This is a genomic window from Pontibacter ruber (assembly GCF_023630205.1).
In the GTDB taxonomy this organism is placed as follows: Bacteria; Bacteroidota; Bacteroidia; order Cytophagales; family Hymenobacteraceae; genus Pontibacter; species Pontibacter ruber.
Map to the genome: position 1 here is coordinate 344,610 of NZ_JALPRR010000001.1, position 24,705 is coordinate 369,314.

Genomic DNA, 24,705 nt, shown 5'->3' on the forward strand with positions numbered 1-24,705 from the left:
GCACAAAGCAACGCGCCGGTTGTTATTCAAGCCCCAAAAATAACACTTATGTTGCTAATTGTGAATGAGTGGGTGTGTGATTGAGCGAATTATCTTTACTGATCCGCTTAAACAGTGCTCCAGAGCAGATTGGCAAGTCAAGGTATGATGTACACTCCGAAAACGTTTGCCCCGGTAAAAGAGTATGCCTATCTTAAATTGCTACTTTTAAAACAAGTATAAAACTATGGCCAACGCAATCTTCATGAAAATTCACCCGGATAATCCGCAGGAGAACAAGATCAGGGAAGCAGCAGAAATTCTTCGCAAAGGCGGCGTGATCATTTATCCTACCGATACTATTTACGGGCTAGGCTGCGACATTCACAATGCGCGCGCGATAGAACGTGTCTGCCAGATCAAGGGCGTAAAGCCTGACAAGGTAAACCTGTCCTTTATCTGCTCAGACCTTACCCACATCTCTGATTACGCCCGGATCGACACGCCTACTTATAAGGTAATGAAAAAAGCATTGCCCGGCCCTTTCACCTTTGTGCTGGACGCTACCAGCAATGCACCCAAGTATGCGACTGCTAAAAAGAAGACGGTAGGCATACGGGTACCCGACAATAAAATTGCGCTGGCACTTGTAGCCGAACTGGGCAACCCCATCATCTCTACCTCTGTCCGCGACGAAGACGAGGTTGTAGAATACAGCACTGACCCGGAGCTGATCTATGAAAAGTATAGAAACCTGGTAGATCTGGTAATTGACGGAGGCTATGGCAACAACGTGGCTTCTACGGTAGTGGACGCCTCAAACAATTTTGAGGTGCTCAGAGAAGGTGCCGGGGATATTGAGCAGTACCTTTAAAGAGTTCTGAGTCTCGAGTGCTGAGTTATGAGTTTTTTGCTAATTAAAGTATATTTTAAACTCATGACTCGAGACTCAGGACTCAGCACTCGTAATTGTCGCTTCGCGGCGATGTTTCCAACGCTTGTGGGTCCAGAGGTAGTCGGCTGGCGCGCGGCGAATGGCAGCTTCCAACTTTTGGGCGAAGGCAACTGTTATTGGATATTCGGTACCAGTATCCGGTAATGGGCTGCCATCTGAAATTACTTCAAAAGCAAGCCTGTAATAGCCTCTTTTAACACGGTAAACATCCAAAAACAGCACCGGGTAATTAAACTTACGTGCCAGCTTTTCGGCGCCTACATAAAAAGGAGTGTCCTGATTCAAAAAGGTGGTCCAGAAGGTGATCTCACTTCGGAGTGGTGTCTGGTCAGAGAGCATGGCAACTACACGGGGTTTGTTTCGGTTGGCTGCAAAGTCACGCAACGTGTCTTTCATCTTTATCAGGCGAGCCCCCATGCGGCTGCGCAAGTACAGCATAAACTCCTCGAAGAAAGCATTGTTCAGAGGTTTGTAAACTCCTTCTGCCGGAAAATCAAACTGCACTGCCCCTGCTGAAAGTATCCACTCCCAGTTACCCGAGTGCGAGCCCATGGTTATAACAGGCTTGCCTTGTTGCACAAAGTCATCCAGCACTTCCTGGTTAGCAAAAACAAGCCGGCGCTTTAGCTCTTCTCTGCTTATGGTTACCAACTTCAGAATTTCCACAATCACATCTGTCAGCTGGTGGTAAAAGTCTTTCGCTATCTGGTGTATTTCCTGTTCGTTTTTCTCCGGGAAAGAATTGCGCAGGTTTTGCATCGTTACTTTTTTACGGTAGCCGATCCCATAGTATATGATCAGGAATAAAAATTCGGAGAGCACGTATAGTACACGCAGTGGCAACAAAGACAAACCTTTGAGCAGCAGCCAAAGCGGGTAATACAACAGAGGGATGTTTATACTTTTCTTCATCTGCACAAGAGCAGTTGCAAAGGTACAACCTAATAGAATTAGAAATTATGAATTATGAATTAGAAATTGAGCCAGGTAGTCCCGCATATATATTTTAGACTTACAACGAAGCTTACAACACATAGCAGCAGCACCCATCGTAGCAATAAAATAGCGTGAAATCTTTTTCATTTAAACTATTTAGATTTTATTAGCAAAAGGAACATCTGCAGCCAAAGCATTCCGGTATGGCTACTTCCATTCATAATTTCTAATTCATAATTAACCAAGCTTGATCCTTCTTACCGAAACAATGTATAACCCACCGTTGCAGTACTTCCGGCACGCGCTGCAGGCCGATAGTATACTGGTGGAGCAACACGAAAACTACGTAAAGCAGAGCTACCGCAACCGGTGCCAGGTACTGACCGCGCACGGGGTTATGCCGCTGAGCATACCGGTGCTCCGGGGCAACAGCAAAGACAAGACGCATATTACCGAAATTGAGATCGACTACAGCCAGAAATGGCACAACGTACACTGGCGCACGATACAGGCTGCCTACGGGCGGGCACCTTATTTTGAATTTTATAGCGACTATATCCGCGATGTGTATGAACAGCAGCCAAAATATTTGTTCGACCTGAACGTTAGCCTGTTACGACTTTACCTGAAGTTCCTGAAGCTGAATAAACCCCTTGAGTTCACCACATCTTATAAAGAAACGACTGCCGAAAATGTCCTGGACCTGAGAAATAAGGTACATCCTAAAATCATTCCTGACATTTTGCACGTAAAACCCTATACTCAAGTGTTTGGCAAACAATTTGTACAAGAGCTAAGTATAATTGACTTGTTGTTTACACAGGGACCTGAGTCGCTTTCGTATTTACAGTAAGGCTGCTGCTGCACGTTTGAACAATTGTATTACACAGCGTGTTTTAAAATCAAGGCATCTCCTGTTTGCCTCAACCAATTATCAAACTTTGACTTTTTTTAGATTTATAGAGTATACATGGAAGCTAAATTCTCAAACCGAGTGAAGGAGGTAATCTCGCTCAGCCGTGAGGAAGCTATCCGACTTGGTCATGATTACATCGGTACCGAACACCTGGTGCTGGGCATGATCCGGGAAGGAGAAGGTACCGCCATTGCCCTGCTCAAAAAGCTGGGTGTTTCGATAGATGAATTAAAGTACGCTTTAGAACAAGCTACACGCAATACAGCTACGCAGAACAATAATATTACTGGCAGTATCCCGCTTACCAAGCAAACGGAGAAGGTGCTGAAGATCACTTACCTGGAGGCAAAGATCTTCAAGAGTGATATCATTGGCACAGAACACCTCCTATTATCCATCCTGCGGGATGAAGACAATATTTCTTCACAAATATTAGCCAAATTTAACGTGAACTACGAAGCAATAAGAGACTCTCTGGATTATCATAGCAATAATCCGCTTGCGTCGTCTGATACGGATGATTCAGATGATTCAGACAAACTGTTTGGCAGCTCGTCCCGTTCCGGCAGCAGCACCAGCAAAAAGCCTGGTGAAAAGTCGCGCACTCCGGTGCTTGACAACTTTGGCCGTGACCTGACCAAACTGGCAGAAGAAGACAAGCTGGACCCGATTGTGGGCCGTGAAAAAGAAATTGAGCGTGTGGCCCAGATCCTGAGCCGTCGCAAGAAAAACAACCCGATCCTGATCGGTGAGCCTGGTGTTGGTAAAACTGCCATTGCCGAAGGTCTTGCCCTGCGCATCATCCAGAAAAAGGTGAGCCGCGTGCTCTTTAACAAGCGTGTGGTAACCCTGGACCTGGCATCGCTGGTGGCTGGTACCAAGTACCGTGGCCAGTTCGAGGAGCGTATGAAGGCCGTAATGAACGAGCTGGAAAAATCTCCGGACGTGATCCTGTTCATCGATGAGCTGCACACCATCGTAGGTGCCGGTGGCGCTTCTGGTTCGCTGGATGCCTCTAACATGTTCAAGCCTGCGCTTGCCCGTGGCGAGATCCAATGCATCGGTGCTACTACACTGGATGAGTACCGCCAGTACATCGAGAAAGATGGTGCCCTGGCCCGTCGTTTCCAGGTGGTAATGGTAGATCCGACTACTCCGGAAGAAACGATCGAGATCCTGAACAACATCAAAGACAAGTACCAGGATCACCACCACGTAAACTATACTGATAAGGCTATTGAGGCCTGCGTGAAGCTTTCTGATCGTTACATGAGCGACCGCTTCCTGCCAGATAAGGCTATCGACGTACTGGATGAAGCGGGTGCGCGTGTGCACATCAACAACATCGTGGTGCCTGAGGATATCCTGAAGTTGGAAGAGCAGATCGAGAACATCAAGGTAGAGAAAAACCGCGTGGTGAAGAGCCAGAAGTATGAAGAGGCTGCACAACTGCGCGATAAAGAGAAAAAACTCATCGACCAGCTCGATACAGCGAAAAAGAACTGGGAAGAAGAGACCAAGAAAAAGCGCTACACAGTAAAAGAGGAAAATGTGGCAGAAGTTATTGCCATGATGACAGGCATTCCTGTGAAGCGTATCGCCCAGAACGAAGGTCAGAAGCTGTTGAACATGGCCGAAGAACTGAGCGGAAAAGTGATTGGTCAGGAAAAAGCCATCAAGCAGCTGGTGAAAGCGATCCAGCGTACGCGTGTTGGCCTGAAAGATCCGAAGAAGCCGATTGGTTCGTTCGTGTTCCTGGGCCCAACCGGTGTTGGTAAAACAGAGCTTGCCAAAGTACTGGCTACCTACCTGTTCGATAAGGAAGACGCCCTAGTACGTATCGACATGAGTGAGTACATGGAGAAATTCAGCGTATCTCGCTTAGTGGGAGCGCCTCCAGGCTATGTAGGTTACGAAGAAGGTGGTCAGCTGACCGAGAAGATCCGCCGCAAGCCATACTCTGTGGTGTTGCTCGACGAGATCGAGAAAGCGCACCCGGATGTATACAACCTGCTGCTGCAGGTGCTGGACGATGGTATTCTGACAGACGGATTAGGCCGCAAGGTTGACTTCCGTAACACGATCATCATCATGACGTCTAACATCGGTGCCCGCGACCTGCAGGACTTTGGTGCCGGTATCGGTTTCATGTCGAAGACACGCGCCGAGAACGTGGACGATATCATGAAAGGAACCATTGCCAGTGCGCTGAAGAAAACGTTCTCGCCTGAGTTCCTGAACCGTCTGGACGACGTGATCGTGTTCAACTCACTTAACCGTGAGGACATGCACAAGATCATCGAGATCTCGCTCAGCAAGCTGTTCAAGCGTATTGAAACACTTGGTTACAAGATCGAGCTGACAGACAAGGCGAAGGACTTTGTTGCCGAGAAAGGGTATGATCCGAAGTATGGCGCCCGTCCGCTGAACCGCGCTATTCAGAAGTATATCGAAGATCCGATTGCGGAAGAGATACTGAAAGCCGAAGTAGCGCAAGGCGATACCCTGCAGGTTGACTACGAGGAAGGAAAAGAGCAACTGACCTTCGCTTCCAAGAAGAGCAACGGCAAGAAAGGCAAAACCTCTGCCTCTGACGAGGAAGAGACAGAGCCTACCAAGTCGTCGGATTCTGACAAAACGAAAGAATAACTTGTTCTAAGTATAAAAATAAGGGCTGCCCTGACCGGGGCAGCCCTTATTTTTTGCTGGTTTTATACTTGTACCCCAACAGCCTGCTTGCACATATCTAAAAAATAATACATTCATAAAGGATTTCGCCGCATAGTTTTTAAATTTGAAAACAAATCATTTTGATCTACACACGACTGTAATACAAAGTATACATGGCAGGAGAAATCAGACAAAGCCAGATCGCAACGCTGGAGCGCAAAAACGCAGAAGCGCTGCTGGGCGGCGGGCAAGACAGAATAGAAGCTCAGCACCAGAAAGGTAAGTTAACTGCACGCGAGCGCATCCACCTTTTAATGGACGAGGATTCTTTTGAGGAGATCGGTAAGTTTGTGATGCATCGCTCCAAAGACTTCGGTCTGGACAAGCAGTATTACCTGGGCGATGGCGTGGTAACTGGCTATGGTACCATCAATGGCCGTTTGGTCTATGTTTTCTCACAGGACTTCACTGTACTGGGAGGTTCTCTTTCTGAAACACATGCCGAAAAGATCGTGAAGATCATGGAGCTAGCCATGAAGAACGGGGCTCCGGTTATTGGTCTGAACGACTCGGGCGGTGCCCGCATCCAGGAAGGTGTGGTATCGCTAGGTGGCTATGCCGATATTTTCTATCGTAACACACTGGCTTCCGGCGTTATCCCGCAGATCTCTGCTATAATGGGGCCATGCGCGGGCGGTGCCGTATACTCTCCGGCCATCACCGACTTTATCATGATGGTGGAAAACACCTCTTACATGTTTGTGACAGGCCCGAACGTGGTGAAGACCGTTACACATGAGAACGTTACGTCGGAAGAACTGGGTGGTGCCAGCACGCACAGCACCAAGAGCGGTGTTACCCACTTCTCCTGCGCCAACGAGGTTGAATGTATCAACTACATCAAAACACTGTTGAGCTACATCCCGCAGAATTGCGAGGAGTTGCCTCCATCCCTGCCCTACCAGCCGGCTGCCGACGAAACACGCGAAGTGCTGAACACCATTGTACCGGAAAACCCGAACCAACCCTACGACATCCGTGAGGTGATAGAGGGCATCATCGATACAGATTCTTTCTTTGAGGTGCACAAGAACTTCGGGGAGAACATTGTGGTAGGTTTTGCCCGCTTGGGTGGCCGCAGCATTGGCATTGTGGGCAACCAGCCTGCCGTACTTGCCGGTGTACTGGATATAAACGCCAGCACCAAGGCTGCCCGCTTCGTACGTTTCTGCGACAGCTTTAACGTACCATTGCTTGTGCTGGAAGATGTGCCGGGCTTTTTGCCAGGTACCGACCAGGAGTGGCGTGGCATCATTACCAACGGTGCCAAACTGCTGTATGCTTTCTGCGAGGCTACTGTGCCACGTATTACGGTTATTACGCGCAAGGCATATGGTGGCGCTTACGACGTGATGAACTCCAAGCACATTGGTGCCGACATGAACTATGCCTGGCCAACTGCCGAGATCGCCGTAATGGGTGCGCAGGGCGCTGCCGAGATCATTTTCAAGCGTGAAATCGCGATGGCCGAAGATCCGGAAGCAAAGCTTTCAGAGAAGGTGCAGGAGTATAAAGAGAAGTTTGCTACACCTTACCGCGCCGCACACCGTGGCTTTATTGATGAGGTGATCATGCCATCTGAAACACGCGCCAAGCTGATCAAGGCGTTCAAGATGCTGGAAAATAAGGCAGTACAACTGCCACGCAAGAAGCACGGCAATATTCCGTTGTAACAGTAAACAGTAAGCATTTAACAGTGAGCAAGGCGCTGTTAAACAAACCTTGCTTTGACCCGTTATCATGTGATAACTTTTTATTGGTAATTGTTAACTGACATTGATGAGACAAGAATCTTTTGAATTCCTGCAGAAATACCTGAACAACTCCTCTCCTACCGGCTTTGAGGTAGAAGGCCAGAAAATGTGGCTGGAGTATGTAAAGCCATACATCGACGATTATTTTGTAGACACTTACGGCACTGTAGTAGGCGTAATTAACCCGGAGGCAGAATACAAAGTTGTGATCGAGGCGCATGCCGATGAGATCTCCTGGTTTGTAAATTACATTACCCCGGAAGGCTACATTTACCTGAAGCGTAATGGCGGCTCTGATGCCCTGATTGCACCCTCCAAGCGTGTGAACATTTATACTTCAAAGGGTATTGTGAAAGCGGTATTTGGCTGGCCGGCCATCCACGTGCGCAAAGTAGAGAACGACAAAGCCCCTACCATAGAAACCGTATTCCTGGATTGCGGCGCCAGCAGCCGCGACGAAGTGGAAGAAATGGGCATACACGTAGGTTGTGTGGCTACTTTCGAGGACGAGTTCACGGTAATGAACAACAAGTTCTATGTAGGCCGCGCCCTTGATAACCGTATCGGTGGCTTCATGATTGCCGAAGTGGCCCGCATGATCCACGAGCGAAAACACAATTTACCGTTCGGCCTTTACGTTGTAAATGCTGTGCAGGAAGAGATCGGTCTGCGCGGTGCTGAAATGATCGCGCATCGCATCAAACCGGATGTAGCCATCATAACTGACGTAACGCATGACACGCAATCGCCGATGTATGACAAAAAGAACAGCGGCGACATTCACTGTGGCAAAGGCCCGGTGATCGCTTATGGTCCGGCAGTTCAAAACAACGTGCGCGACCTGATCATCAATACCGCTAAAGAAAAGGATATTCCGTTCCAGCGCTCGGCTGTTTCGCGTGCCACTGGCACCGACACCGATGCCTTTGCCTACTCGAATGCAGGTGTGGCTTCTGCCCTGATCTCGCTTCCGCTGAAATACATGCACACCACCGTGGAAACCGTGCACAAGGATGACGTGGAGAACGTAACCAAACTGATTTACGAAACACTGCTTAAGATCGAAGACAAGCAGGACTTCCGTTACCTGAAATAAGATTTCACTTTTAGCCAGGTGAAAAACCTCACAGCGTCTTCTGTACCTGTGAGGTTTTTGTTTTAATGGCCTGTGCAAATTCCTTATTTTTGAACATGAGCTTCCCCAAAACCTTCACCGACCAGATGGGTCACCAGATCATGCTGCAGCAAAGCCCGCAGCGCATAGTATCATTGGTGCCATCGCAAACTGAGCTGCTCTTCGATCTGGGTCTGGGAGATCGTGTGGTGGGTTTGACCAAATTCTGCATTCACCCTAAGGAGCAGGTTAAACAGAAAACGATCATTGGCGGCACCAAAAATTTCAAATTTGAGGTGATAGATCAGCTACAGCCGGATCTGATCATCGGCAATAAGGAGGAAAACTATAAGGAAGGCATAGAGCAACTGCAGGCTAAGTATAGGGTATGGATGAGCGATATTTATACTTTGGAGGATGCTTTGGAGATGATGCAACAGGTAGGCCTATTGACCGGCACTGAAGCAAAAGCAGTGGCGCTTGTACAAAGTATAAAATCCGGTTTTGAGCAACTACAGCCGGTGCAGCCAAGTATAGCTACCGCCTACTTTATCTGGCGCAAGCCTTACATGGCCGTAGGCAGCCACAACATCATCGATCACATGCTGCAGCGCTGTGGCTTTGCCAATGTGTTTGCCCATACCGCCCGCTACCCGGAAGTATCGCCGGAGCAGTTGCAGCATGCTAATCCGCAGCTTATACTTTTGTCATCGGAGCCTTACCCCTTTAAAAAGAAAAATATTGCCGAATTCCGGGAGTTATGCCCGCAGGCAAGTATAAAAGTGGTGGATGGCGAGATGTTCAGTTGGTACGGCAGCAGGTTGTTACAGGCGCCAAAGTACCTGGAACAGCTTATAGAGGAGGTAAAGCAGGAACGAATGTATAGTATAGCTGGCAAATAATGCCGCAGGTTTAGCGGCAGCGTAACTTGTGGCTACTATGGCAGCAGTTTGCAACTGCTTTGCTTCGGAGAAGCAAAGGCTGCGGAGACTAAAGTTATACTTTGGGTAACAAATTCGGAAGTATACATATGCAAACGTATACTTTTCTGCTATCGCAGAAAGCAAGTTCCAAACTTGCCTCATACTCCGTCACAAGTTACGCTGCCGCTAAACTTGCGACATGTTGAGTTTAAAGAAATGTAATTCATAATTATTCATTCGTAATTACACTAAACCCCACCTTCTCCAGGTCTTCCCAGAAACGCGGATAAGATTTACGCACCACGCTGGGCTCCTGGATCTGCACCGGTGCAAGCAATGCCAAAGGGGCAAAGGCCATGGCCATGCGGTGGTCCTGGTACGTGCGGAAGCAAAGCTCGTGCTTGTTGAGCAAGCCTGGTTTCATGCGGAACACGCCCGGCGTGATTTCTTCCAGCGAAGTATTCATCCCCAGCACCTCGATCTGCAGGGCCTGTATACGGTCCGTTTCTTTGATGCGCAGGCTTTCCACACCGGTCATTTCCAGCGTTACCCCAAGTCCGGTGCAAAGGGCAACGATCGTCTGTGCCAGGTCCGGGCAGTTTGAAAAATCATAAAGCAGGGACTTCTCCTGGTGCTTTTTTGTCAGCCTCACGCCTTCTTCAGTAAAGGCAGTATAAACGCCCAGCCGGTCCATAATGTCGACAATAGCCTTATCGCCCTGGTAGGAGTTTTCTCTCAGACCGAGCAGGGTGATGTCTGCTTCCCGGGCCAGTGCCACCATACTGTACCAGTAGCTTGCCGCCGACCAATCCGATTCTACCGTAAACGAGGCTGCTTTGTACTGCTGGTGCGGCACTGTGATGGTATTTTCCTCAAAAGTCGCCTCAACCCCGAAATGTTTCATCAGCGAGAGCGTCATCTCGATGTATGGTCTTGAGCTGATCTTTCCTTCCAGCTCCAGCACCATGCCTTCCGGCAGCATCGGCGCAATCATCAGCAGGGCTGAGATGTACTGGCTGCTGATGTCGCTGCGTACGCTTAGTTTGTTGTTGCCATTCCCCTGAAAGCCGTTGATCTTCAGCGGAGGGTATCCTTCTTCTCTGAGGTAATCTATACTAGCGCCCAGTTCGCGCAAGGCTTCTACCAGCACTTTGATGGGCCGCTGGCACATGCGTTCGGTGCCGGTGAGTGTTTTTTGCTGCCCTGTTACGGCATAGTAAGCTGTTAAGAAGCGCATTACCGTGCCGGCGTCTTCGGCGTCTATCGTTTCATCGTTGCTTTTCAGCAGGCGTTGCAGCAGCTGGGTATCGTTTGCTTCAGATAAATTATGCAGCTCCGATTCTTGGCCCGACAGCGCCGCAATGATGAGCGCGCGGTTGGCCTCGCTTTTAGAAGCCGGCAGTTTTATACTTCCATTCAGGACTCCTGTTGGATGCGAGAGGGTAACGGTGTTTGTCATAGCAACTGGTAGTAACGTAGTGATTCCTGAATTTCCTGTAAGGTAATGGGTTGGTCGTATACTGCTTTGCCTATACCGTTTAACAGCGTACAATTGATGGTAGAGCGCGTGTTCTTTTTATCCTGCAGGGCGAGCTGTGCGATCGTTCTGATCTCATCTTCACTTAACCGCACCTTCTCGTACACCGACACCAGAAACGTTTCGATCTTGTCCAGTTCCTCCTGCGTGAGCAGCTCGTGCTTCACCGACAAATAAGCTTCGCACAACATACCTACAGCAATGGCCTCGCCGTGCAGCAATTCCCGTCCGGGTTGCTCCAACAGGTAACTTTCCACCGCATGGCCAACGGTATGGCCGAAATTGAGCACTTTGCGATAGCCACCCTCCAACGGATCTGCTTCCACCACGGCAGATTTTATACTTACTGAATGGCGGATGAGTTCTTCCCAATCTTCTGTTAAGAGCCCGATATGACGTTGTGTCCGGGAAGCCTCCACATCGGAGATGAGCCAATGCTTGATGATCTCGGCATACCCGGATTTAACCTGACGTGGGGATAGCGTTTGTAAAAACGCTGGATCAATAAACACTGCCTGCGGTTCCTGGTATACACCGATGTGGTTCTTGAGCCCGTGGAAATCTACACCGGTTTTGCCACCTACACTCGCATCCACCTGCGCCAGGAGCGTAGTAGGCACCTGCACAAAGTATAAACCACGCTTGAACAACGCTGCACAAAAGCCACCCATGTCGCCGATCACGCCGCCGCCCAGGTTCACCAACACCGACCAGCGGTCCAGGTTCAGTTCGGTCATGCGCTGCCAGATATATTCGCAGGTTTGCAGCGTTTTGTGCTCCTCGCCGCTTTGTATCTGTATAAGTTCATGCTCAGGCAAGTATGGTTTCAGCTGCGGATAGCAATGGTGCAGGGTATTTTCATCTACCAGCACGGCTATTTTGCTGAACGCGCGGTTCTGCAGGAGTTCGGCAAGTTGGGGCAGGGCATCCGCGCCAATGTGTACGGTATTCATGCTTTCAGTTTACGTTCGCTCACGTCTCAGGAAGCAAACGCTATATCCTCTTAAATTGATTTTGGTGAAGGCAGCATCGGGTATAATCTCTTCTCTGCAGTTTTCACTTACATACAAAGATACGCGATGAGGCCGCCTGCAGCAAAGTTATTTCCCAAGGCAAGCCTTCCGGATCATAATCAAATTCAAACTTAATCGTAACAATATAGTTACCAATGAACTATAAATCTTATAATCAACGTGCTATACCTTACGCTGCGGCTATCATAAGATACTACGCATGATCCGATATACGCTATAAAAACCAATTCTAACCCGATAAGCAATGAGTAGCTGGCATACACAACCTGTCAACGAAGTTCTTAAAAGCCTGAACTCGTCAGAAAAGGGCATCAGCAACGATGATGCTGGTGACCGTCTGAAACAATATGGCTACAACGAACTGCAGGAACGTGGCGGCAAAAGCCCGCTCCGGATGCTTTGGGAACAGTTCACCCAAACCATGGTGCTGATCCTGATTGTGGCCGCCATCATATCCGCTTTCTTAGGAAAAAACATTGAGACGATCGCCATTTTGGCCATTGTGGTGCTGTTCGGAGTACTGGGATTTGTGCAGGAATATCGGGCCGAAAAAGCGATGGCCGCACTGAAGCGTATGGTGGTGCCTACCATCAGAGCCCGCCGCAACGGGCAGGTGCAGGAACTATCGGCGCGTGATCTGGTTCCGGGCGATGTGGTGCTGCTGGAAGCCGGCAACGTAGTACCTGCCGATATGCGGGTACTGGAAAGCGCGAACCTACGTGTACAGGAGGCCGCCCTCACCGGCGAGTCGGAGGCGGTAGAAAAAGAAACCGGAGCATTCTCTGAAGATAACCTGCCCCTCGGCGACCGCAAGAACATGCTTTACATGGGCACAAACGTCGCCTATGGGCGCGGTGCTGCCGTAGTGGTCGGCACCGGCATGAAAACCGAGCTGGGCAAGATCGCAGACCTGCTGCAGGAGGTGGAATCCAAGCAAACTCCGCTGCAACAGCAGCTTGACCAGCTTGGGAAACTACTGGCCATACTTGGTTTTGTGGCAGCTGCCTTAATGATGGTTATCGGGCTGTTGATAGGTGAGCCGCTGGATGAGATGTTCCTTACCGCCGTGAGCCTTGCAGTTGCCGTGGTGCCGGAGGGCTTACCGGCCGTAGTTACCATTACGCTGGCTATCGGGGCGCAACGCATGCTGAAACGCCATGCCCTGATGCGCAAGCTTCCTGCCGTTGAAACATTAGGCTCTGTTACGATCATCTGCTCTGACAAAACCGGTACCCTGACCGAAAACCGGATGACAGTCACTGCCATTGGCCTGCCCGACGAAGAGATTGATTTTACAGCCAACGCAGACCAACAGGGACGTATAGCAGTACCTGAAAAAGCTGCGGTGGCGCTTATTATCGGAATGCTGTGCAACGACAGTGTTTTAAAAGCCAGCGACGGCGAGGAGCTACAGGTGATCGGCGACCCGACAGAGGGTGCCCTGTTGCTGGCTGCCAGCCGCGCCGGTTTGCAGAAGGAAGCGCTGGAGAAGCAACTGCCGCGCGTCCACGAAGAGCCCTTCGACTCTACCCGCAAACGCATGACCACTGTGCACCAGATAGCAGGTGATGGTTCGCAGCTTCCTGCGCTCAGACATTTTTCCCGCTCTGGCTATATTGCCTGCACCAAGGGCGCTGTCGATAGTTTGCTGAAGATTTCGGACCAGGTATGGCTGGACGGCCGTACAGAGCAGATGACCCCCGAGTGGCACGACAGGTTGCTCCAGGTAAACAACCAGTTTGCCCAGAACGGAATGCGGGTGCTGGGTATTGCTTACCGGGAGCTTCAGGAGCCTCATAACAACGGCAGATCTCTGGAAGAAAAGCTAACTTTTGTGGGTATGATGGGGATCATTGACCCGCCCCGGGCAGCCGTAAAGTCAGCGGTTGCCACTTGCCGTACAGCCGGCATCCGGCCGATCATGATAACAGGCGACCACCCCCTGACAGCTGCCGCCATTGCCAAAGAGCTGCACATTACAGATAACGCCGAAGCCGTTACCGGCGAGATGCTGAACGACATGTCGGAGGCGGAACTCGAGGAGGTCGTGTCGCGGGTATCTATTTATGCCCGTGTATCGCCGGAAGATAAACTGCGCATCGTGGAAAAGCTACAGCATAAAGGCGAAGTAGTAGCCATGACCGGCGATGGCGTAAACGACTCCCCTGCTCTGAAAACAGCCGACATCGGGGTGGCCATGGGCATCACGGGTACCGATGTAGCCAAAGAAGCCTCCGACATGGTATTGCTAGACGACAATTTTGCCACCATAGTAGCCGCCGTAGAAGAAGGCCGTGTGATTTACGACAACCTGATCCGGTTCATTAAGTTTTCACTGGGAGGTAACCTGGGCAAGGTGCTGGTGATGTTATGTGCGCCTCTGATCGGGATACCTATTGCGTTAAGTCCGTTGCAACTCCTCTGGCTCAACCTGCTTACCGACGGCTTGATGGGCTTAGGCCTGGGCACGGAACCTGCCGAAGCAGATACCATGGAGCGGCCTCCCCGCCACCCGGAGCAGTCTGTATTAACGAAAAGCGATCTGGTGTACGTTTCCTGGACCGGCCTTCTGATTGCCGCCGTTACGCTAGGAATAGGAGCATATTACTTTGATCGGGCCAACCCGGAAGATACAAGCTGGCAGACCATGATCTTCGCCACCATCGGCTTCATGCAGATAGGCAATGCCATTGGCCTGAGAGCGTATGGTCATTCCCCTTTCTCCTACAAGTCTAATCCTTTGTTTGTAATGATGGCCACACTTACATTTTTGCTGCAGCTGGTCGCCATTTATACCCCATTCCTTGAAACGTTCTTCGGATTAGAGCCACTGAGTTTACAGGACCTGGCAATCTCGCTTGCAGCCGGGCTGCTGATGTTCCTGGTAGTGTTTGCCGAGAGCCGGCTCAACCGGAAAACCAATGAGAAAGCGGTTGCAGCAAGAGCATAGTATAAACCAACGCCTCCAGGGAAGTATAAAACAAAAGGAGAAGCTCAGCTAGCTTCTCCTTTTGTTTTATACTTCTTTCTTCATCACTTCCGTCTGTTTCCGGATGGATTCCACGTGAATCAGTTTGTAAAGCTCTTCGACAAAGGTCGGGTTTATACCAACTTCAGATGCCCAGTCGGCACGTGTCTTAAAGATCTCTTTCCAGCGCTCGAGTTGCAGCACCTGCACGTTGTTGAGTTTTTTATACTCCCCGATCTGCTCTACCAGCGCCATGCGCTTAGCCAACGCGGCGATTATCTCATGGTCAGCCGCATCGATCTGCAGGCGCAGCTCTTCGGCACGGTTTACCAGTTCGGCGTCGTCGTAGTTGGTTTTACGCACCTGTAGGTTACTCAGAATTTCGGCCAGCCTAGCCGGGGTTACCTGCTGTTCGGCATCGCTCAGGGCAAACTCAGGCGTCGGGTGCGTTTCGATCATCACACCATCATACCCAAGGTCCAGGGCTTTCTGAGACACCGGGAAGATCAGGTCGCGGTTACCGGCTATGTGGCTTGGATCCACGATAACCGGCAAACCCTGATACTGCGCTTTCAGCTCGATCGGTATCTGCCAGACCGGTGCATTTCTATACTTTGTTTTCTGGTAAGAAGAAAAACCCCGGTGAATGGCCGCCACATCGGTGATGCCGGAATTGTAAATGCGCTCGATCGACCCGATCCATAGTGCCAGGTCCGGGTTAACCGGGTTTTTAACCATGACCGGCACCTTGGCCCCCTGCAGGGCATCGGCAATTTCCTGCACGGCAAAAGGGTTTACAGTGGTGCGGGCTCCTATCCAGAGCACATCAATGCCTTGTTTCAGGGCTTCTTCCACATGCCGGGTGTTGGCCACTTCTGTGGTTACGCGCAGGCCCAGTTCGCGCTTTACGCGGCCCAGCCATTGCAGCCCCTCCAGCCCGATGCCTTCAAAAGAGTTTGGCCTTGAGCGTGGCTTCCAGATACCGGCCCGAAACAGGTGCACGTGCTGTTGCTGCAGGGCCTCTGCTGTTTGCATTACCTGTGCCTCGCTTTCCGCACTGCAGGGCCCGGCAATAACCAGTGGCTTACCGCGTTCCGAGAGCAGGTCTGAGAAATAAGTATCTTTTGTATTGAATTTCATTACCTGATAAACTTGTTGCAAAGTTAACCCAAATACAACAGCAAAGTATGTGCAGGAGTTTATTATACCTGCCAGGCATTTCTGCCGGCTGATTTATCCTATAACTATGCCGTAATATGGTTGTTAACTTTAGCCGATACACTATCTTTGCAGTGCAAATACGACTTACATGAACCCGGTTACCAACGTATCATTCGACGACACCGCTGTCGCCTTCTCTTCTAAATCAGACACTGAGCTTTACAAGATGTATTTGTTGTTCAAGTCTATGAACAGCAACACGTTTGTGAAAGTAGGAGGAAGTTTGCTGAATACAGCGCTTAGCCTGCACCTGCCGGTTAAGTTCATCATCAAGCCCACCATCTTCAATCATTTTTGTGGTGGCGAAACGATAGAAGAATCGGAGCGCGCCATTCAGGAACTGGCAAAGTATAACATCGGCACCATCCTGGATTACTCGGTTGAAGGTGAAGGCAACGAGAAGAGCTTCGACGCTACCCGCGACGAACTGCTCCGCACCGTAGATAAGGCCAAAGGCAACCCGCATATTCCGTTCTCGGTGTTCAAAGTAACCGGCCTGATCGATATCAAATTACTGGAAAAAGTACAGTCGCGCCAGGAGCTTTCGGCTAACGAGCGGGCTGCTTTCGAGCGTGGCCGCGACCGCGTGAATGCGATCTGCAAGCGTTGTTATGACTATAATGTGCGCGTATTTGTAGATGCCGAGGAAAGCTGGATCCAGGAAACCATTGATAACCTGACCTACGAGATGATGGAGCTCTACAACAAAGAGAAAGCCATCGTCTACAATACTTACCAACTTTACCGCCACGACCGCCTCGACGTGATCAAACGCGATTACCAGAACGCTCTGGAGCGCGGCTACTACCTGGGTGGCAAACTGGTGCGGGGCGCTTACATGGAAAAAGAGCGCAAGCGTGCCCAGGACCAGGGGTATGCCAGCCCGATCAACCCGAACAAGAATGCTTCGGATGACCTTTTCGACAATGCCCTGCGCTTCTGCATGGATCATATTGACAGAATCGCCATTTGCGCCGGTACGCACAACGACAACAGCTGTTACCTGCTGATGGAGTTGATGGACGAAAAAGGAATTGCCCCTAACGACGAGCGCGTATACTTTGCCCAACTGTTTGGCATGAGCGATAACCTGTCTTACAACCTGTCGCATGCCGGTTACAATGTGGCCAAGTATGTACCGTATGGTCCGGTAGAGGCCGTAATGCCGTACCTGCTGCGCCGTGCAAACGAAAACACCGCCATTGCCGGCCAGAGCAGCCGCGAGTTTACCCTGATCAGAAAAGAAATGGAGCGCCGCAAAAAGGCAAAACGATAAGCACTACCAGGTATAAATAATAAAGGCAGCTGTTAGGGCTGCCTTTATTATTTATACCTGCTGGCTGTTTCCTGCTGTAGTAAAGTGTATACTTACTTAAGTTGCAGGTCGGGCTTATAAAACACAAGCGCCCTGCAACAGGTGCAGGGCGCTTGTGTGTGCTTTTAGAACTATAATCTTAATGCTGTAGTTCTGAATCTAATTACTGAGCAGAAGCAGCAGTGTCAGCAGCAGCAGCAGTAGTGTCTACTGGAGCAGTAGCAGCAGTGTCAACTGTAGTTTCTTCAGTTACAGTAGTTTCTTCAGTTGTAGTAGCCTCAGTTTCAGTTGCAGCTGGCTCGTTGTTGCAAGCAGTGAAAGCAGTAAGAGCGAAAGCAACGAAAGCGAATTTGAATAAATTTTTCATTTTTGTGTTTGTGATTAAGTGTTTTGATTTCGATTTTGAACGTTCATACCGAAAACCGAAATAGGTAACCCGGCATTTTAAAAAAAATAAAAAATAATTTTCAGCGGGTTACAAAACACATCTCCCGGTATTAAAACAAGAACGGAATGAAGAAGAGTTTGTATGAGACGGATGAGGCGATAGTGGATGGCATCCGGAATGATGACAACAGGGCATTAGCGCACCTGTACAAACTCTATTTCCCGATGATCTCTCATTTTATTCTGAACAACAACGGAACCGAAGACGAGGCCAAGGACATTTACCAGGAAGGCGTGATCGTGTTCTATGAGAAGATCCGGGACAATAGCCTGGAGCTGACCTGCCAGATCAAAACATACCTGTACTCGGTTTGCAGAAGGCTTTGGCTGAAAAAGCTTGCCGAAAAAGGCCGTTACATGGTAAAGGTTGAGGACTCTGATAATTTCCTGGGGCTGGAAGAAGATATACCCCGGCACGAGGAAAACGAGCGGCAGTTCAATGTAATGGCAGATGCTTTGTCGCAGTTAGGAGAACCCTGCCGCTCGCTGCTGGAAGATTATTATTTCCGGACTCAGAACATGCAGGACATAACCGAGAAGTTTGGCTATACCAACACCGACACAGCCAAGAACCAGAAGTATAAGTGCCTGCAACGCTTAAAAAAGATATTTTTTGCTGCCTATAAACCAGAAGTATAAGGCAGATAACCATAGTAAAATACACCTTGTGAAAGGTTAAGGAGAAAAGAGATGTTTAATTACGGCATTTACGGGCAAATTGAGCGCTATCTCAGCGGAGGAATGGCGGCAGAGGAAAAAGCAGCGTTTGAAGCGCTGATAAACACCGATCTGCGCTTGGCCGAGAAGGTGCGCGAACACGAGCAGTTGCTGAAAGCCATGCACCAGTATGGCCAGCGTAAATCGCTGAAGCAACAACTCAACCGCATCCATGCCGAAATGGAGGCAGAAGCAGAACCCATTAAGGTTACGGCTACACCAGCGCCATGGCAGGTATTCTGGAAACGCCATGCACAAACTGTTGCCGTGGCAGCCAGTGTATCGTTGCTATCTGTATTCGGCACGCTCTGGAGCGTACAACAGCTGAAAGCGCCGGTTCGCCAGCAAACTGCCCGCTACATTGAGCTTCGCCGCGAAATGGAGAAGATCAAGCAAGAGCAAAGAGCCATCATAAAAGGAATCAGCAATGCGGAGGCTGCTGCTGTGGCACCCCGCCCGGCACGTTTTAGCGGCACCGGCTTTGCCGTTTCTGCTGACGGCTACATTGTAACCAGCTCGCACGTTACCGAAGGTGCCGATTCTGTGCTGATAGAAAACAAAGCCGGCCTCAAGTATAAAGTAAAAGAAGTATACCGCAGCCAGGAGCACGACTTAAGCATCCTGAAAGTGGACGACCCTTCTTTCGGCGGTTTTGGCAAGCTTCCTTATACGTTCAAAACCAACCCATCTGACCTGGGAGAGCGCGTTTATACTTTGGGTTACCCGCGTGAAGACATCGTTTTCGGCGAAGGCTCGCTTAGCTCTGCCTCCGGTTTCGAAGGGGATACGACTTCTTACCAGATCTCCATTCCGCTTAACCCGGGCAACAGCGGCGGTCCCTTGCTCGACGACAAGGGCAACATCATTGGGGTGATCAGCGGCAAGCAGGCCGGCCAGGAAGGCGCTGCATTTGCCGTTAAATCAGCTTACCTGTTGCAAATGATAACCGATATGCCTGCTGCAACGGCCAACATGCTGCCACTTACCTTACCAAAAAGCAATGCATTGGCAGGCAACAGCAGAACACAACAGCTCAAGAAAATGAAGGATTATGTGTTTGTAGTTAAGGTTTATAATTAACCGGCAGGCTTTCTGCAACAGCACAAAGTATAAACTTCACCAATACAGCTAAGGCCCACCCTCCAGGTGGGCCTTTTACTTTTGCTTCTTCCCTATTTAGCGTACTCCTTACCGTAACCCTTCAGTATGGTTCGCGTTATATTTAATCTGCCAGGATATTGGCAAATCAGATTAGATGATCAAAATTTTATCTGAAGCATATTAATAAAACAAACTTAAAGCTATGATGGACAGAAAAGATAATGCAGGCATGATGACCGCTATGTTCCGCGACAGAGACAGTGCGGAACGCGCATATGAAGAGCTTCGTGCAAGAGGTTACGACAAAGACGATATCAACGTGGTAATGTCAGATGAAGGACGTAAGCGTCACTTCGGCGATGATGTTAACAGAAAGGGAGATACTGAACTGGGTAACAAATCTTTGGAAGGCGCAGGTGCTGGTTCAGCCATTGGTGGTACATTAGGTGCCATCGTGGGTGCAGTTGCCGCCATCGGTACATCGATTGCTATTCCGGGCCTTGGCCTGGTAGTGGCTGGCCCGTTAGCGGCTGGTCTTGCCGGCGCAGGTGCTGGTGGCTTAACAGGTGGCCTGATCGGAGCACTGGTGGGTGCCGGTATTCCGGAAGAGCGCGCCAGAGTATATGAATCTGGTGTGAAGGAAGGTAACATTGTTTTGGGCTTCAAGCCAAGAACATCCGAAGATGCCCGTTATTTCGAGCAGCACTTCCAGAAGCATCGTGGTGAGCAGATTTACTACTAAGCGAAGCTTCTAAATAATCAGAAAGGCCTGGCCTGCCCTAAAGCAGACCAGGCCTTTTTGTTTTATACCTTTTCAAAACAGCTTGCCGGCACGCCAGCAGAGCTAAATAGAAAACAAATTGCCTTAGTTTCGTATGCTTAGGAAAAATAACCGATAAGACTATGAAAAAACTATGGATAGCATCTTGCTGCTTTCTTAGCGCACTGGCTTTTACAGCATGCGACAATAAAAGCAGCGAAGCTAACGAAGAACAGAGCAGCACCGAGGTAACAACCGAAGACACCACCGGAACCGCTGTAGCAGCACCAACCGACACCACACTGACAGAAGACAAAAAAGAGCTGATGACCTTTGCAGCCAACGCAGGTATGCTGCAGATGGAGCTTGGCAAACTTGCCGTAGAAAAAGGCAGCTCAGACCAGGTGCGCCAGTATGGCCAGCGCATGGTAGACATCTATACAACCCGGCAAAAAGAACTGCAGGAACTGGCAAAACAATACCGTGTAACGTTGCCGCAAACCATGGAAAACGACCAGATGGAGCGTGTGCAGGAACTCCGCGACACCGATCCGGAAAAGTTTGACAAAGCCTATTGGGACACCGTGGTGGATGCCCACCAGGAAGCCGTAAAAGAATACGACGATAAACTCAAAGATGTAAAAGAGGCGACCGCCTCAGGTTTTACCCTTTGGGCGCGTAACAACTTAAAAGAAATGCGGGCACAGATGGAAGAGGCCATGCGTTTCCGCCTGGACATGCGCAACAGAACCTAAGCGGCAAAAGCAAACAAAAAAGGCGGCTCAAGTATGAGCCGCCTTTTTTGTTTGAACCCGTTATACTTCCAGCATGTCTTTCAATACCGTCCATACATGTTTGGCCAGTATCTTCTGTCCTTCTGCGTTCGGGTGCACTCCATCCGGCAGGTTCAGATGGCGCATACCCGCTACGCCTTCCAGCAGGAAGGGTATAAACGCAATGTTATTCTTGATGGCCAGTTCGCGGAAAAGCACCCGGAATTCTGCCGCATAACGCCCCGGCACAATGTCCGGTATTTCCATGCCTGCCAGGATGATCTTTGTTTCGGGGTGTGCATGCTTTACCTTGTTAATGATCTCCTGCAGGTTTTGGGAGGTTTCGCGGGCAGGTATGCCCCGCAGCCCGTCGTTGGCCCCAAGCGCCAGCACAAAAATATCGATCGGCTGATGCAGCCAGCGGTCCAGGCGGTGCACGCCACCAGCCGTTGTGTCGCCGCTCAGCCCAGCATTTATTACTTTATAGTTCTTATAGCTGCCCTCCTCCAGTTGCTTTTCAATTACGGAAGTATAAGCTTGTGACGCCGGTAGGCCGTAACCTGCTGTCAGACTGTCACCAAAAAAAAGTATATTCTTCATAATTACCTTCTCTTATTGCCAATGGCATTGCTAAACTCAATGCAATGCAAAAGGGTTACCTTCTGTGGTAACCCTTTTGCATCAACATGGCAACAAGCCTACTGGTTTCCTGTTGTGGTTTTCATTTGGCGAAGCCGCTCCAGCTTTGCCAAAGATGCATTTTTCTGCTTCTCTACAATCTGGCGCATATCCTGTGGCAGGTCGTTGCTGCTCAGGGCATCGGCATAGGCTTTCTGTGCCTATTCCTCGCCGTAAAAACTAGAGCCAATGATTGCATCCTCATCAGAACCGGTCAGGGTAGCTTTCAAGTACATCAACTGGCGGTAAAATTTGCCCTTTGTCGTTGTGTCACGTTCGGTGCTGCCACCATAGCGGCTGATGATGCTGTTCAGCTCAATGGAATAGCTTCTGCTCTGGTTGGAAAGCTCGCGGTAATACGACTGGTTTACCGGGTTTGTACTCTTTTGCGGCATACTAATAACCTTTTATGCGGTCGTGCACGAACTCGGTGAGTTCCTGCAAAACATCTACCGCTCTCTGATTGTTAGTTTCCACAGTTATAGATTTGTTATCGTATCGGAAACGAAAAAACGAGCTATACAGTTATTATAATCAAAGTATTAACACGTACATAAGTTACAACGCACGTATACCATGCTGCCACAGGCTGTGATTTAATTACTTTTTATAGTACATTACACCCTGGCATGAGTGATGTTTACTGCCAGATAATATGCGGCATTACTTTTGCGTATTAATTCTATAGTCCAACTGAATAAACTAGATGCTATCCTTGACAACCAGAATAAAAATCATACTGTCGGTACTTGCTGTTGTCCTGCTAACGGGCTCGTTTATACTTTACAGTAAAAACAGCACCCCGGAAGGAAAGAACGAAATACTGATCAAGGCTCTGATGCAGGGCCTGAGCACAGGACACTACAGCCCGGAAAAGGTAGACGATGCTTTCTCTAAAAAAGCATTCAACCTGTACCTTGAGCGGCTGGATTATAATAAAAAGTTTCTGCTCGAGTCGGACGTAGCTGCGCTGCGTAAATACGAGACCACGCTCGACGACCAGTTAAGAGCAGGTTCTTTTGAGTTCTTCGACGCCTCTGCCGATCTGATCGAGAAGCGTACGAAGGAGTCGCAGGCGTACTACAAAGAGATACTGGCCAAGCCTTTTGATTTCGAAAAAGAAGAAAGCATTGAGCTCGACGGCGAGAAGCTGAAGTATGCCAAAGACAAGAACGCGCTGAAAGAAGAATGGCGCAAGCAGCTGAAGTACCAAACCCTGGTGCGCCTGGCTGACATGCAGGAAGAGCAGGAAAAAGCGGCTGCAAAAGGCGAGAAAAAAGAAACAAAGTCATTCGAGAAGATGGAAGCCGAAGCGCGTCAGAAAGTACTTAAAATGTACGATGACCTTTACGTGCGTCTGGATAAAGTTAACCGAGACGACCGCCGCTCTACCTACATCAACGCCATTGCCAATGTGTATGACCCGCACACTGGTTACTTCCCTCCAAAAGACAAGTCGAACTTTGATATCGAGTTTACAGGCCGTCTGGAAGGTATAGGGGCTTCGCTTCAGGAGAAGGATGGCCAGATAAAAGTAGCGGAGATTGTGCCGGGTAGCCCATCTTACATGCAGGGTGACCTGAAGCCAGGCGACGCCATTGTAAAGGTAGCCCAGGGCAGCGACGAACCGGTAGTAGTGGAAGGCATGCGCCTGGACGATGCCATTCAGCTGATCAGAGGTAAAAAAGGCACAGAAGTACGCCTGACGGTTAAAAAGCCGGATGGCAGCACGAAGGTGATCCCGATCATCCGCGATCTGATCGTGTTCGAAGAAACCTATGCGCAGTCTGCCATGATCGACGACAAACAGAAGATCGGTTACATTAAATTACCTGGTTTCTATGCCGATTTTGAGCGCAAAGGCGGCCGCAACAGTGGTGCTGACGTGAAAAAAGAGGTGGAAAGGCTGAAAGCTGCCGGTATGCAGGGCCTGATCCTTGATTTACGAAATAACGGTGGTGGCTCTTTGAGCGACGCTGTGGAAATGGCAGGTCTGTTTATCGAACAAGGCCCTATCGTACAGGTGAAAACAGCGTCCGGCAAAGCCGTGGTGCTCGACGACCGTGATCCGCAGGTACAGTACGGCGGCCCGCTGGTTATACTCGTAAACGCCAACAGTGCCTCCGCATCTGAGATCCTGGCTGCTGCCATGCAAGACTATAAGCGTGCCGTGATCATGGGTACGCCTACCTTTGGTAAAGGTACCGTACAGCAGTTCTTCGAGCTTGACGAAGCACTGCCAGCGCAATTTAACGCCTATAAACCATTTGGCGCCCTGAAGCTGACAACACAGAAGTTCTACCGCATTAACGGTGGCACAACCCAGCTGCGTGGCGTGAAACCGGATGTAGAACTGCCGGATGCCTACAGCTTCCTTGAGTTTGGTGAAAAAGAGCAGGAGTATCCGTTACCGTTTGATGAGATTTCTCCGGCACGTTACAAACTGTGGATGAACGGTGCTCTGAACATACCGCAGGTACAGGCAAGCAGCCGGGCCCGCATTGCAGGCAATAAGAGCTTTAGCCTGATCAAGGAAAGTGGTGCACGTTTGAAGCGCCAGGCAGACAACACGGTTCGTTCGCTTAAACTTACAACCTACCTGGCAGAAGAGAAAAAAGCAGAAGCTGAGGCCAAGCGTATGGAAGAAGCTCAGAAGGAAGTACCGGTGCTGAAAGTACAGCGCCTGAGCGATGATCTGAAAGCCATCAACGGCGACACTGCCAAAGCTGCCAGAAACAAAGAATTCATGAAATCGCTTCAGCAGGATATTTATGTAGAGGAAGCCGTTGCTGCCATCAACAACGATATCAAGGTGAAGTAAAACATAAAATCTGATTGATTCTGAAC

At 49.6% G+C, this 24,705-nt stretch carries 20 protein-coding genes; 13 read left to right on the forward strand and 7 right to left on the reverse strand.

Features of this window, described 5'->3' with window-relative positions:
- The first annotated feature begins 226 nt into the window (after nucleotides 1-226).
- Nucleotides 227-853 (forward strand): L-threonylcarbamoyladenylate synthase, encoded by a 627-nt coding sequence (locus tag MJ611_RS01410; protein ID WP_250427569.1) that lies wholly within the window; start codon nucleotides 227-229, stop codon nucleotides 851-853.
- Nucleotides 854-928: 75 nt separating this feature from the next.
- On the opposite strand, the gene MJ611_RS01415 is transcribed toward MJ611_RS01410, so the two are convergent.
- Nucleotides 929-1,846, reverse strand: coding sequence for a lysophospholipid acyltransferase family protein (locus tag MJ611_RS01415; RefSeq protein ID WP_250427570.1), 918 nt, complete (start codon nucleotides 1,844-1,846; stop codon nucleotides 929-931).
- A 292-nt stretch (nucleotides 1,847-2,138) separates the two neighbouring features.
- Here MJ611_RS01415 and MJ611_RS01420 point away from each other — a divergent pair, with 292 nt between their 5' ends.
- The 5 genes from MJ611_RS01420 to MJ611_RS01440 all read left to right on the forward strand — a co-directional run bounded on the left by MJ611_RS01420 (nucleotide 2,139) and on the right by MJ611_RS01440 (nucleotide 9,286).
- A complete protein-coding gene (locus tag MJ611_RS01420) occupies nucleotides 2,139-2,723 on the forward strand; it encodes a WbqC family protein (RefSeq protein WP_250427571.1) in 585 nt (194 codons plus the stop codon).
- A 117-nt stretch (nucleotides 2,724-2,840) separates the two neighbouring features.
- Complete coding sequence (locus tag MJ611_RS01425) at nucleotides 2,841-5,435, forward strand: ATP-dependent Clp protease ATP-binding subunit (RefSeq protein WP_250427572.1); 2,595 nt, start codon at nucleotides 2,841-2,843, stop codon at nucleotides 5,433-5,435.
- A gap of 194 nt (nucleotides 5,436-5,629) precedes the next feature.
- Nucleotides 5,630-7,189 carry an acyl-CoA carboxylase subunit beta gene (locus tag MJ611_RS01430; protein ID WP_250427573.1) on the forward strand — a complete coding sequence of 520 codons (1,560 nt, stop codon included), beginning with the start codon at nucleotides 5,630-5,632 and terminating at the stop codon, nucleotides 7,187-7,189.
- Nucleotides 7,190-7,295: 106 nt separating this feature from the next.
- Nucleotides 7,296-8,366: a M42 family metallopeptidase gene (locus MJ611_RS01435; RefSeq protein ID WP_250427574.1), complete on the forward strand. Its 1,071-nt coding sequence runs from the start codon at nucleotides 7,296-7,298 to the stop codon at nucleotides 8,364-8,366.
- Between the two features lie 95 nt (nucleotides 8,367-8,461).
- Nucleotides 8,462-9,286, forward strand: coding sequence for a helical backbone metal receptor (locus MJ611_RS01440; RefSeq protein ID WP_250427575.1), 825 nt, complete (start codon nucleotides 8,462-8,464; stop codon nucleotides 9,284-9,286).
- 250 nt (nucleotides 9,287-9,536) lie between these two features.
- Here the strand turns inward: MJ611_RS01440 and MJ611_RS01445 are convergent, their stop codons facing one another.
- Both MJ611_RS01445 and aroB read right to left on the reverse strand, forming a co-directional pair.
- Nucleotides 9,537-10,766 (reverse strand): 3-phosphoshikimate 1-carboxyvinyltransferase, encoded by a 1,230-nt coding sequence (locus tag MJ611_RS01445; RefSeq protein ID WP_250427576.1) that lies wholly within the window; start codon nucleotides 10,764-10,766, stop codon nucleotides 9,537-9,539.
- Nucleotides 10,763-11,797, reverse strand: a complete 1,035-nt coding sequence (gene aroB, locus MJ611_RS01450; protein WP_250427577.1) for a 3-dehydroquinate synthase — start codon at nucleotides 11,795-11,797, stop codon at nucleotides 10,763-10,765. Before aroB ends, MJ611_RS01445 begins: the two co-directional genes overlap by 4 nt.
- Before the next feature lie 325 nt (nucleotides 11,798-12,122).
- Between aroB and MJ611_RS01455 the strand changes: the two genes are divergently transcribed.
- A complete protein-coding gene (locus MJ611_RS01455; protein WP_250427578.1) occupies nucleotides 12,123-14,828 on the forward strand; it encodes a cation-translocating P-type ATPase in 2,706 nt (901 codons plus the stop codon).
- A gap of 66 nt (nucleotides 14,829-14,894) precedes the next feature.
- On the opposite strand, the gene MJ611_RS01460 is transcribed toward MJ611_RS01455, so the two are convergent.
- Nucleotides 14,895-15,986, reverse strand: a complete 1,092-nt coding sequence (locus MJ611_RS01460; protein ID WP_250427579.1) for a bifunctional 3-deoxy-7-phosphoheptulonate synthase/chorismate mutase type II — start codon at nucleotides 15,984-15,986, stop codon at nucleotides 14,895-14,897.
- 169 nt (nucleotides 15,987-16,155) lie between these two features.
- Between MJ611_RS01460 and MJ611_RS01465 the strand changes: the two genes are divergently transcribed.
- A complete protein-coding gene (locus MJ611_RS01465) occupies nucleotides 16,156-17,343 on the forward strand; it encodes a proline dehydrogenase family protein (protein ID WP_250427580.1) in 1,188 nt (395 codons plus the stop codon).
- Between the two features lie 202 nt (nucleotides 17,344-17,545).
- On the opposite strand, the gene MJ611_RS01470 is transcribed toward MJ611_RS01465, so the two are convergent.
- Nucleotides 17,546-17,749 (reverse strand): hypothetical protein, encoded by a 204-nt coding sequence (locus tag MJ611_RS01470; RefSeq protein WP_250427581.1) that lies wholly within the window; start codon nucleotides 17,747-17,749, stop codon nucleotides 17,546-17,548.
- Between the two features lie 146 nt (nucleotides 17,750-17,895).
- Here MJ611_RS01470 and MJ611_RS01475 point away from each other — a divergent pair, with 146 nt between their 5' ends.
- The 4 genes from MJ611_RS01475 to MJ611_RS01490 all read left to right on the forward strand — a co-directional run bounded on the left by MJ611_RS01475 (nucleotide 17,896) and on the right by MJ611_RS01490 (nucleotide 21,162).
- On the forward strand, nucleotides 17,896-18,468 hold the full coding sequence (locus MJ611_RS01475) for an RNA polymerase sigma factor (RefSeq protein ID WP_250427582.1): 573 nt from the start codon (nucleotides 17,896-17,898) through the stop codon (nucleotides 18,466-18,468).
- A gap of 51 nt (nucleotides 18,469-18,519) precedes the next feature.
- Nucleotides 18,520-19,626: a S1 family peptidase gene (locus MJ611_RS01480; protein ID WP_250427583.1), complete on the forward strand. Its 1,107-nt coding sequence runs from the start codon at nucleotides 18,520-18,522 to the stop codon at nucleotides 19,624-19,626.
- Nucleotides 19,627-19,852: 226 nt separating this feature from the next.
- Nucleotides 19,853-20,389, forward strand: coding sequence for a hypothetical protein (locus tag MJ611_RS01485; protein WP_250428757.1), 537 nt, complete (start codon nucleotides 19,853-19,855; stop codon nucleotides 20,387-20,389).
- 161 nt (nucleotides 20,390-20,550) lie between these two features.
- Nucleotides 20,551-21,162, forward strand: a complete 612-nt coding sequence (locus MJ611_RS01490; protein WP_250427584.1) for a DUF4142 domain-containing protein — start codon at nucleotides 20,551-20,553, stop codon at nucleotides 21,160-21,162.
- A gap of 60 nt (nucleotides 21,163-21,222) precedes the next feature.
- Here MJ611_RS01490 and MJ611_RS01495 read toward each other — a convergent pair whose 3' ends face one another.
- Nucleotides 21,223-21,780, reverse strand: coding sequence for an arylesterase (locus MJ611_RS01495; protein ID WP_250427585.1), 558 nt, complete (start codon nucleotides 21,778-21,780; stop codon nucleotides 21,223-21,225).
- 239 nt (nucleotides 21,781-22,019) lie between these two features.
- A complete protein-coding gene (locus tag MJ611_RS01500; RefSeq protein ID WP_250427586.1) occupies nucleotides 22,020-22,253 on the reverse strand; it encodes a DUF2383 domain-containing protein in 234 nt (77 codons plus the stop codon).
- 311 nt (nucleotides 22,254-22,564) lie between these two features.
- Between MJ611_RS01500 and MJ611_RS01505 the strand changes: the two genes are divergently transcribed.
- Nucleotides 22,565-24,679, forward strand: coding sequence for a carboxy terminal-processing peptidase (locus MJ611_RS01505; RefSeq protein WP_250427587.1), 2,115 nt, complete (start codon nucleotides 22,565-22,567; stop codon nucleotides 24,677-24,679).
- Nucleotides 24,680-24,705: the final 26 nt, after the last annotated feature.

What these genes read in the sequence shown, in the direction of transcription:
- MJ611_RS01490 (WP_250427584.1), top strand. Translation starts at nt 20,551, where the DNA reads ATGAAAAAACTATGGATAGCATCTTGCTGCTTTCTTAGCGCACTGGCT.
- MJ611_RS01460 (WP_250427579.1), bottom strand. Translation starts at nt 15,986, where the DNA reads ATGAAATTCAATACAAAAGATACTTATTTCTCAGACCTGCTCTCGGAA.
- MJ611_RS01410 (WP_250427569.1), top strand. Translation starts at nt 227, where the DNA reads ATGGCCAACGCAATCTTCATGAAAATTCACCCGGATAATCCGCAGGAG.
- MJ611_RS01470 (WP_250427581.1), bottom strand. Translation starts at nt 17,749, where the DNA reads ATGAAAAATTTATTCAAATTCGCTTTCGTTGCTTTCGCTCTTACTGCT.
- MJ611_RS01475 (WP_250427582.1), top strand. Translation starts at nt 17,896, where the DNA reads ATGAAGAAGAGTTTGTATGAGACGGATGAGGCGATAGTGGATGGCATC.
- MJ611_RS01485 (WP_250428757.1), top strand. Translation starts at nt 19,853, where the DNA reads ATGGACAGAAAAGATAATGCAGGCATGATGACCGCTATGTTCCGCGAC.
- MJ611_RS01425 (WP_250427572.1), top strand. Translation starts at nt 2,841, where the DNA reads ATGGAAGCTAAATTCTCAAACCGAGTGAAGGAGGTAATCTCGCTCAGC.
- MJ611_RS01495 (WP_250427585.1), bottom strand. Translation starts at nt 21,780, where the DNA reads ATGAAGAATATACTTTTTTTTGGTGACAGTCTGACAGCAGGTTACGGC.
- MJ611_RS01500 (WP_250427586.1), bottom strand. Translation starts at nt 22,253, where the DNA reads ATGCCGCAAAAGAGTACAAACCCGGTAAACCAGTCGTATTACCGCGAG.
- MJ611_RS01420 (WP_250427571.1), top strand. Translation starts at nt 2,139, where the DNA reads ATGTATAACCCACCGTTGCAGTACTTCCGGCACGCGCTGCAGGCCGAT.
- MJ611_RS01430 (WP_250427573.1), top strand. Translation starts at nt 5,630, where the DNA reads ATGGCAGGAGAAATCAGACAAAGCCAGATCGCAACGCTGGAGCGCAAA.
- aroB (WP_250427577.1), bottom strand. Translation starts at nt 11,797, where the DNA reads ATGAATACCGTACACATTGGCGCGGATGCCCTGCCCCAACTTGCCGAA.
- MJ611_RS01455 (WP_250427578.1), top strand. Translation starts at nt 12,123, where the DNA reads ATGAGTAGCTGGCATACACAACCTGTCAACGAAGTTCTTAAAAGCCTG.
- MJ611_RS01505 (WP_250427587.1), top strand. Translation starts at nt 22,565, where the DNA reads ATGCTATCCTTGACAACCAGAATAAAAATCATACTGTCGGTACTTGCT.
- MJ611_RS01480 (WP_250427583.1), top strand. Translation starts at nt 18,520, where the DNA reads ATGTTTAATTACGGCATTTACGGGCAAATTGAGCGCTATCTCAGCGGA.
- MJ611_RS01445 (WP_250427576.1), bottom strand. Translation starts at nt 10,766, where the DNA reads ATGACAAACACCGTTACCCTCTCGCATCCAACAGGAGTCCTGAATGGA.
- MJ611_RS01465 (WP_250427580.1), top strand. Translation starts at nt 16,156, where the DNA reads ATGAACCCGGTTACCAACGTATCATTCGACGACACCGCTGTCGCCTTC.
- MJ611_RS01440 (WP_250427575.1), top strand. Translation starts at nt 8,462, where the DNA reads ATGAGCTTCCCCAAAACCTTCACCGACCAGATGGGTCACCAGATCATG.
- MJ611_RS01435 (WP_250427574.1), top strand. Translation starts at nt 7,296, where the DNA reads ATGAGACAAGAATCTTTTGAATTCCTGCAGAAATACCTGAACAACTCC.
- MJ611_RS01415 (WP_250427570.1), bottom strand. Translation starts at nt 1,846, where the DNA reads ATGAAGAAAAGTATAAACATCCCTCTGTTGTATTACCCGCTTTGGCTG.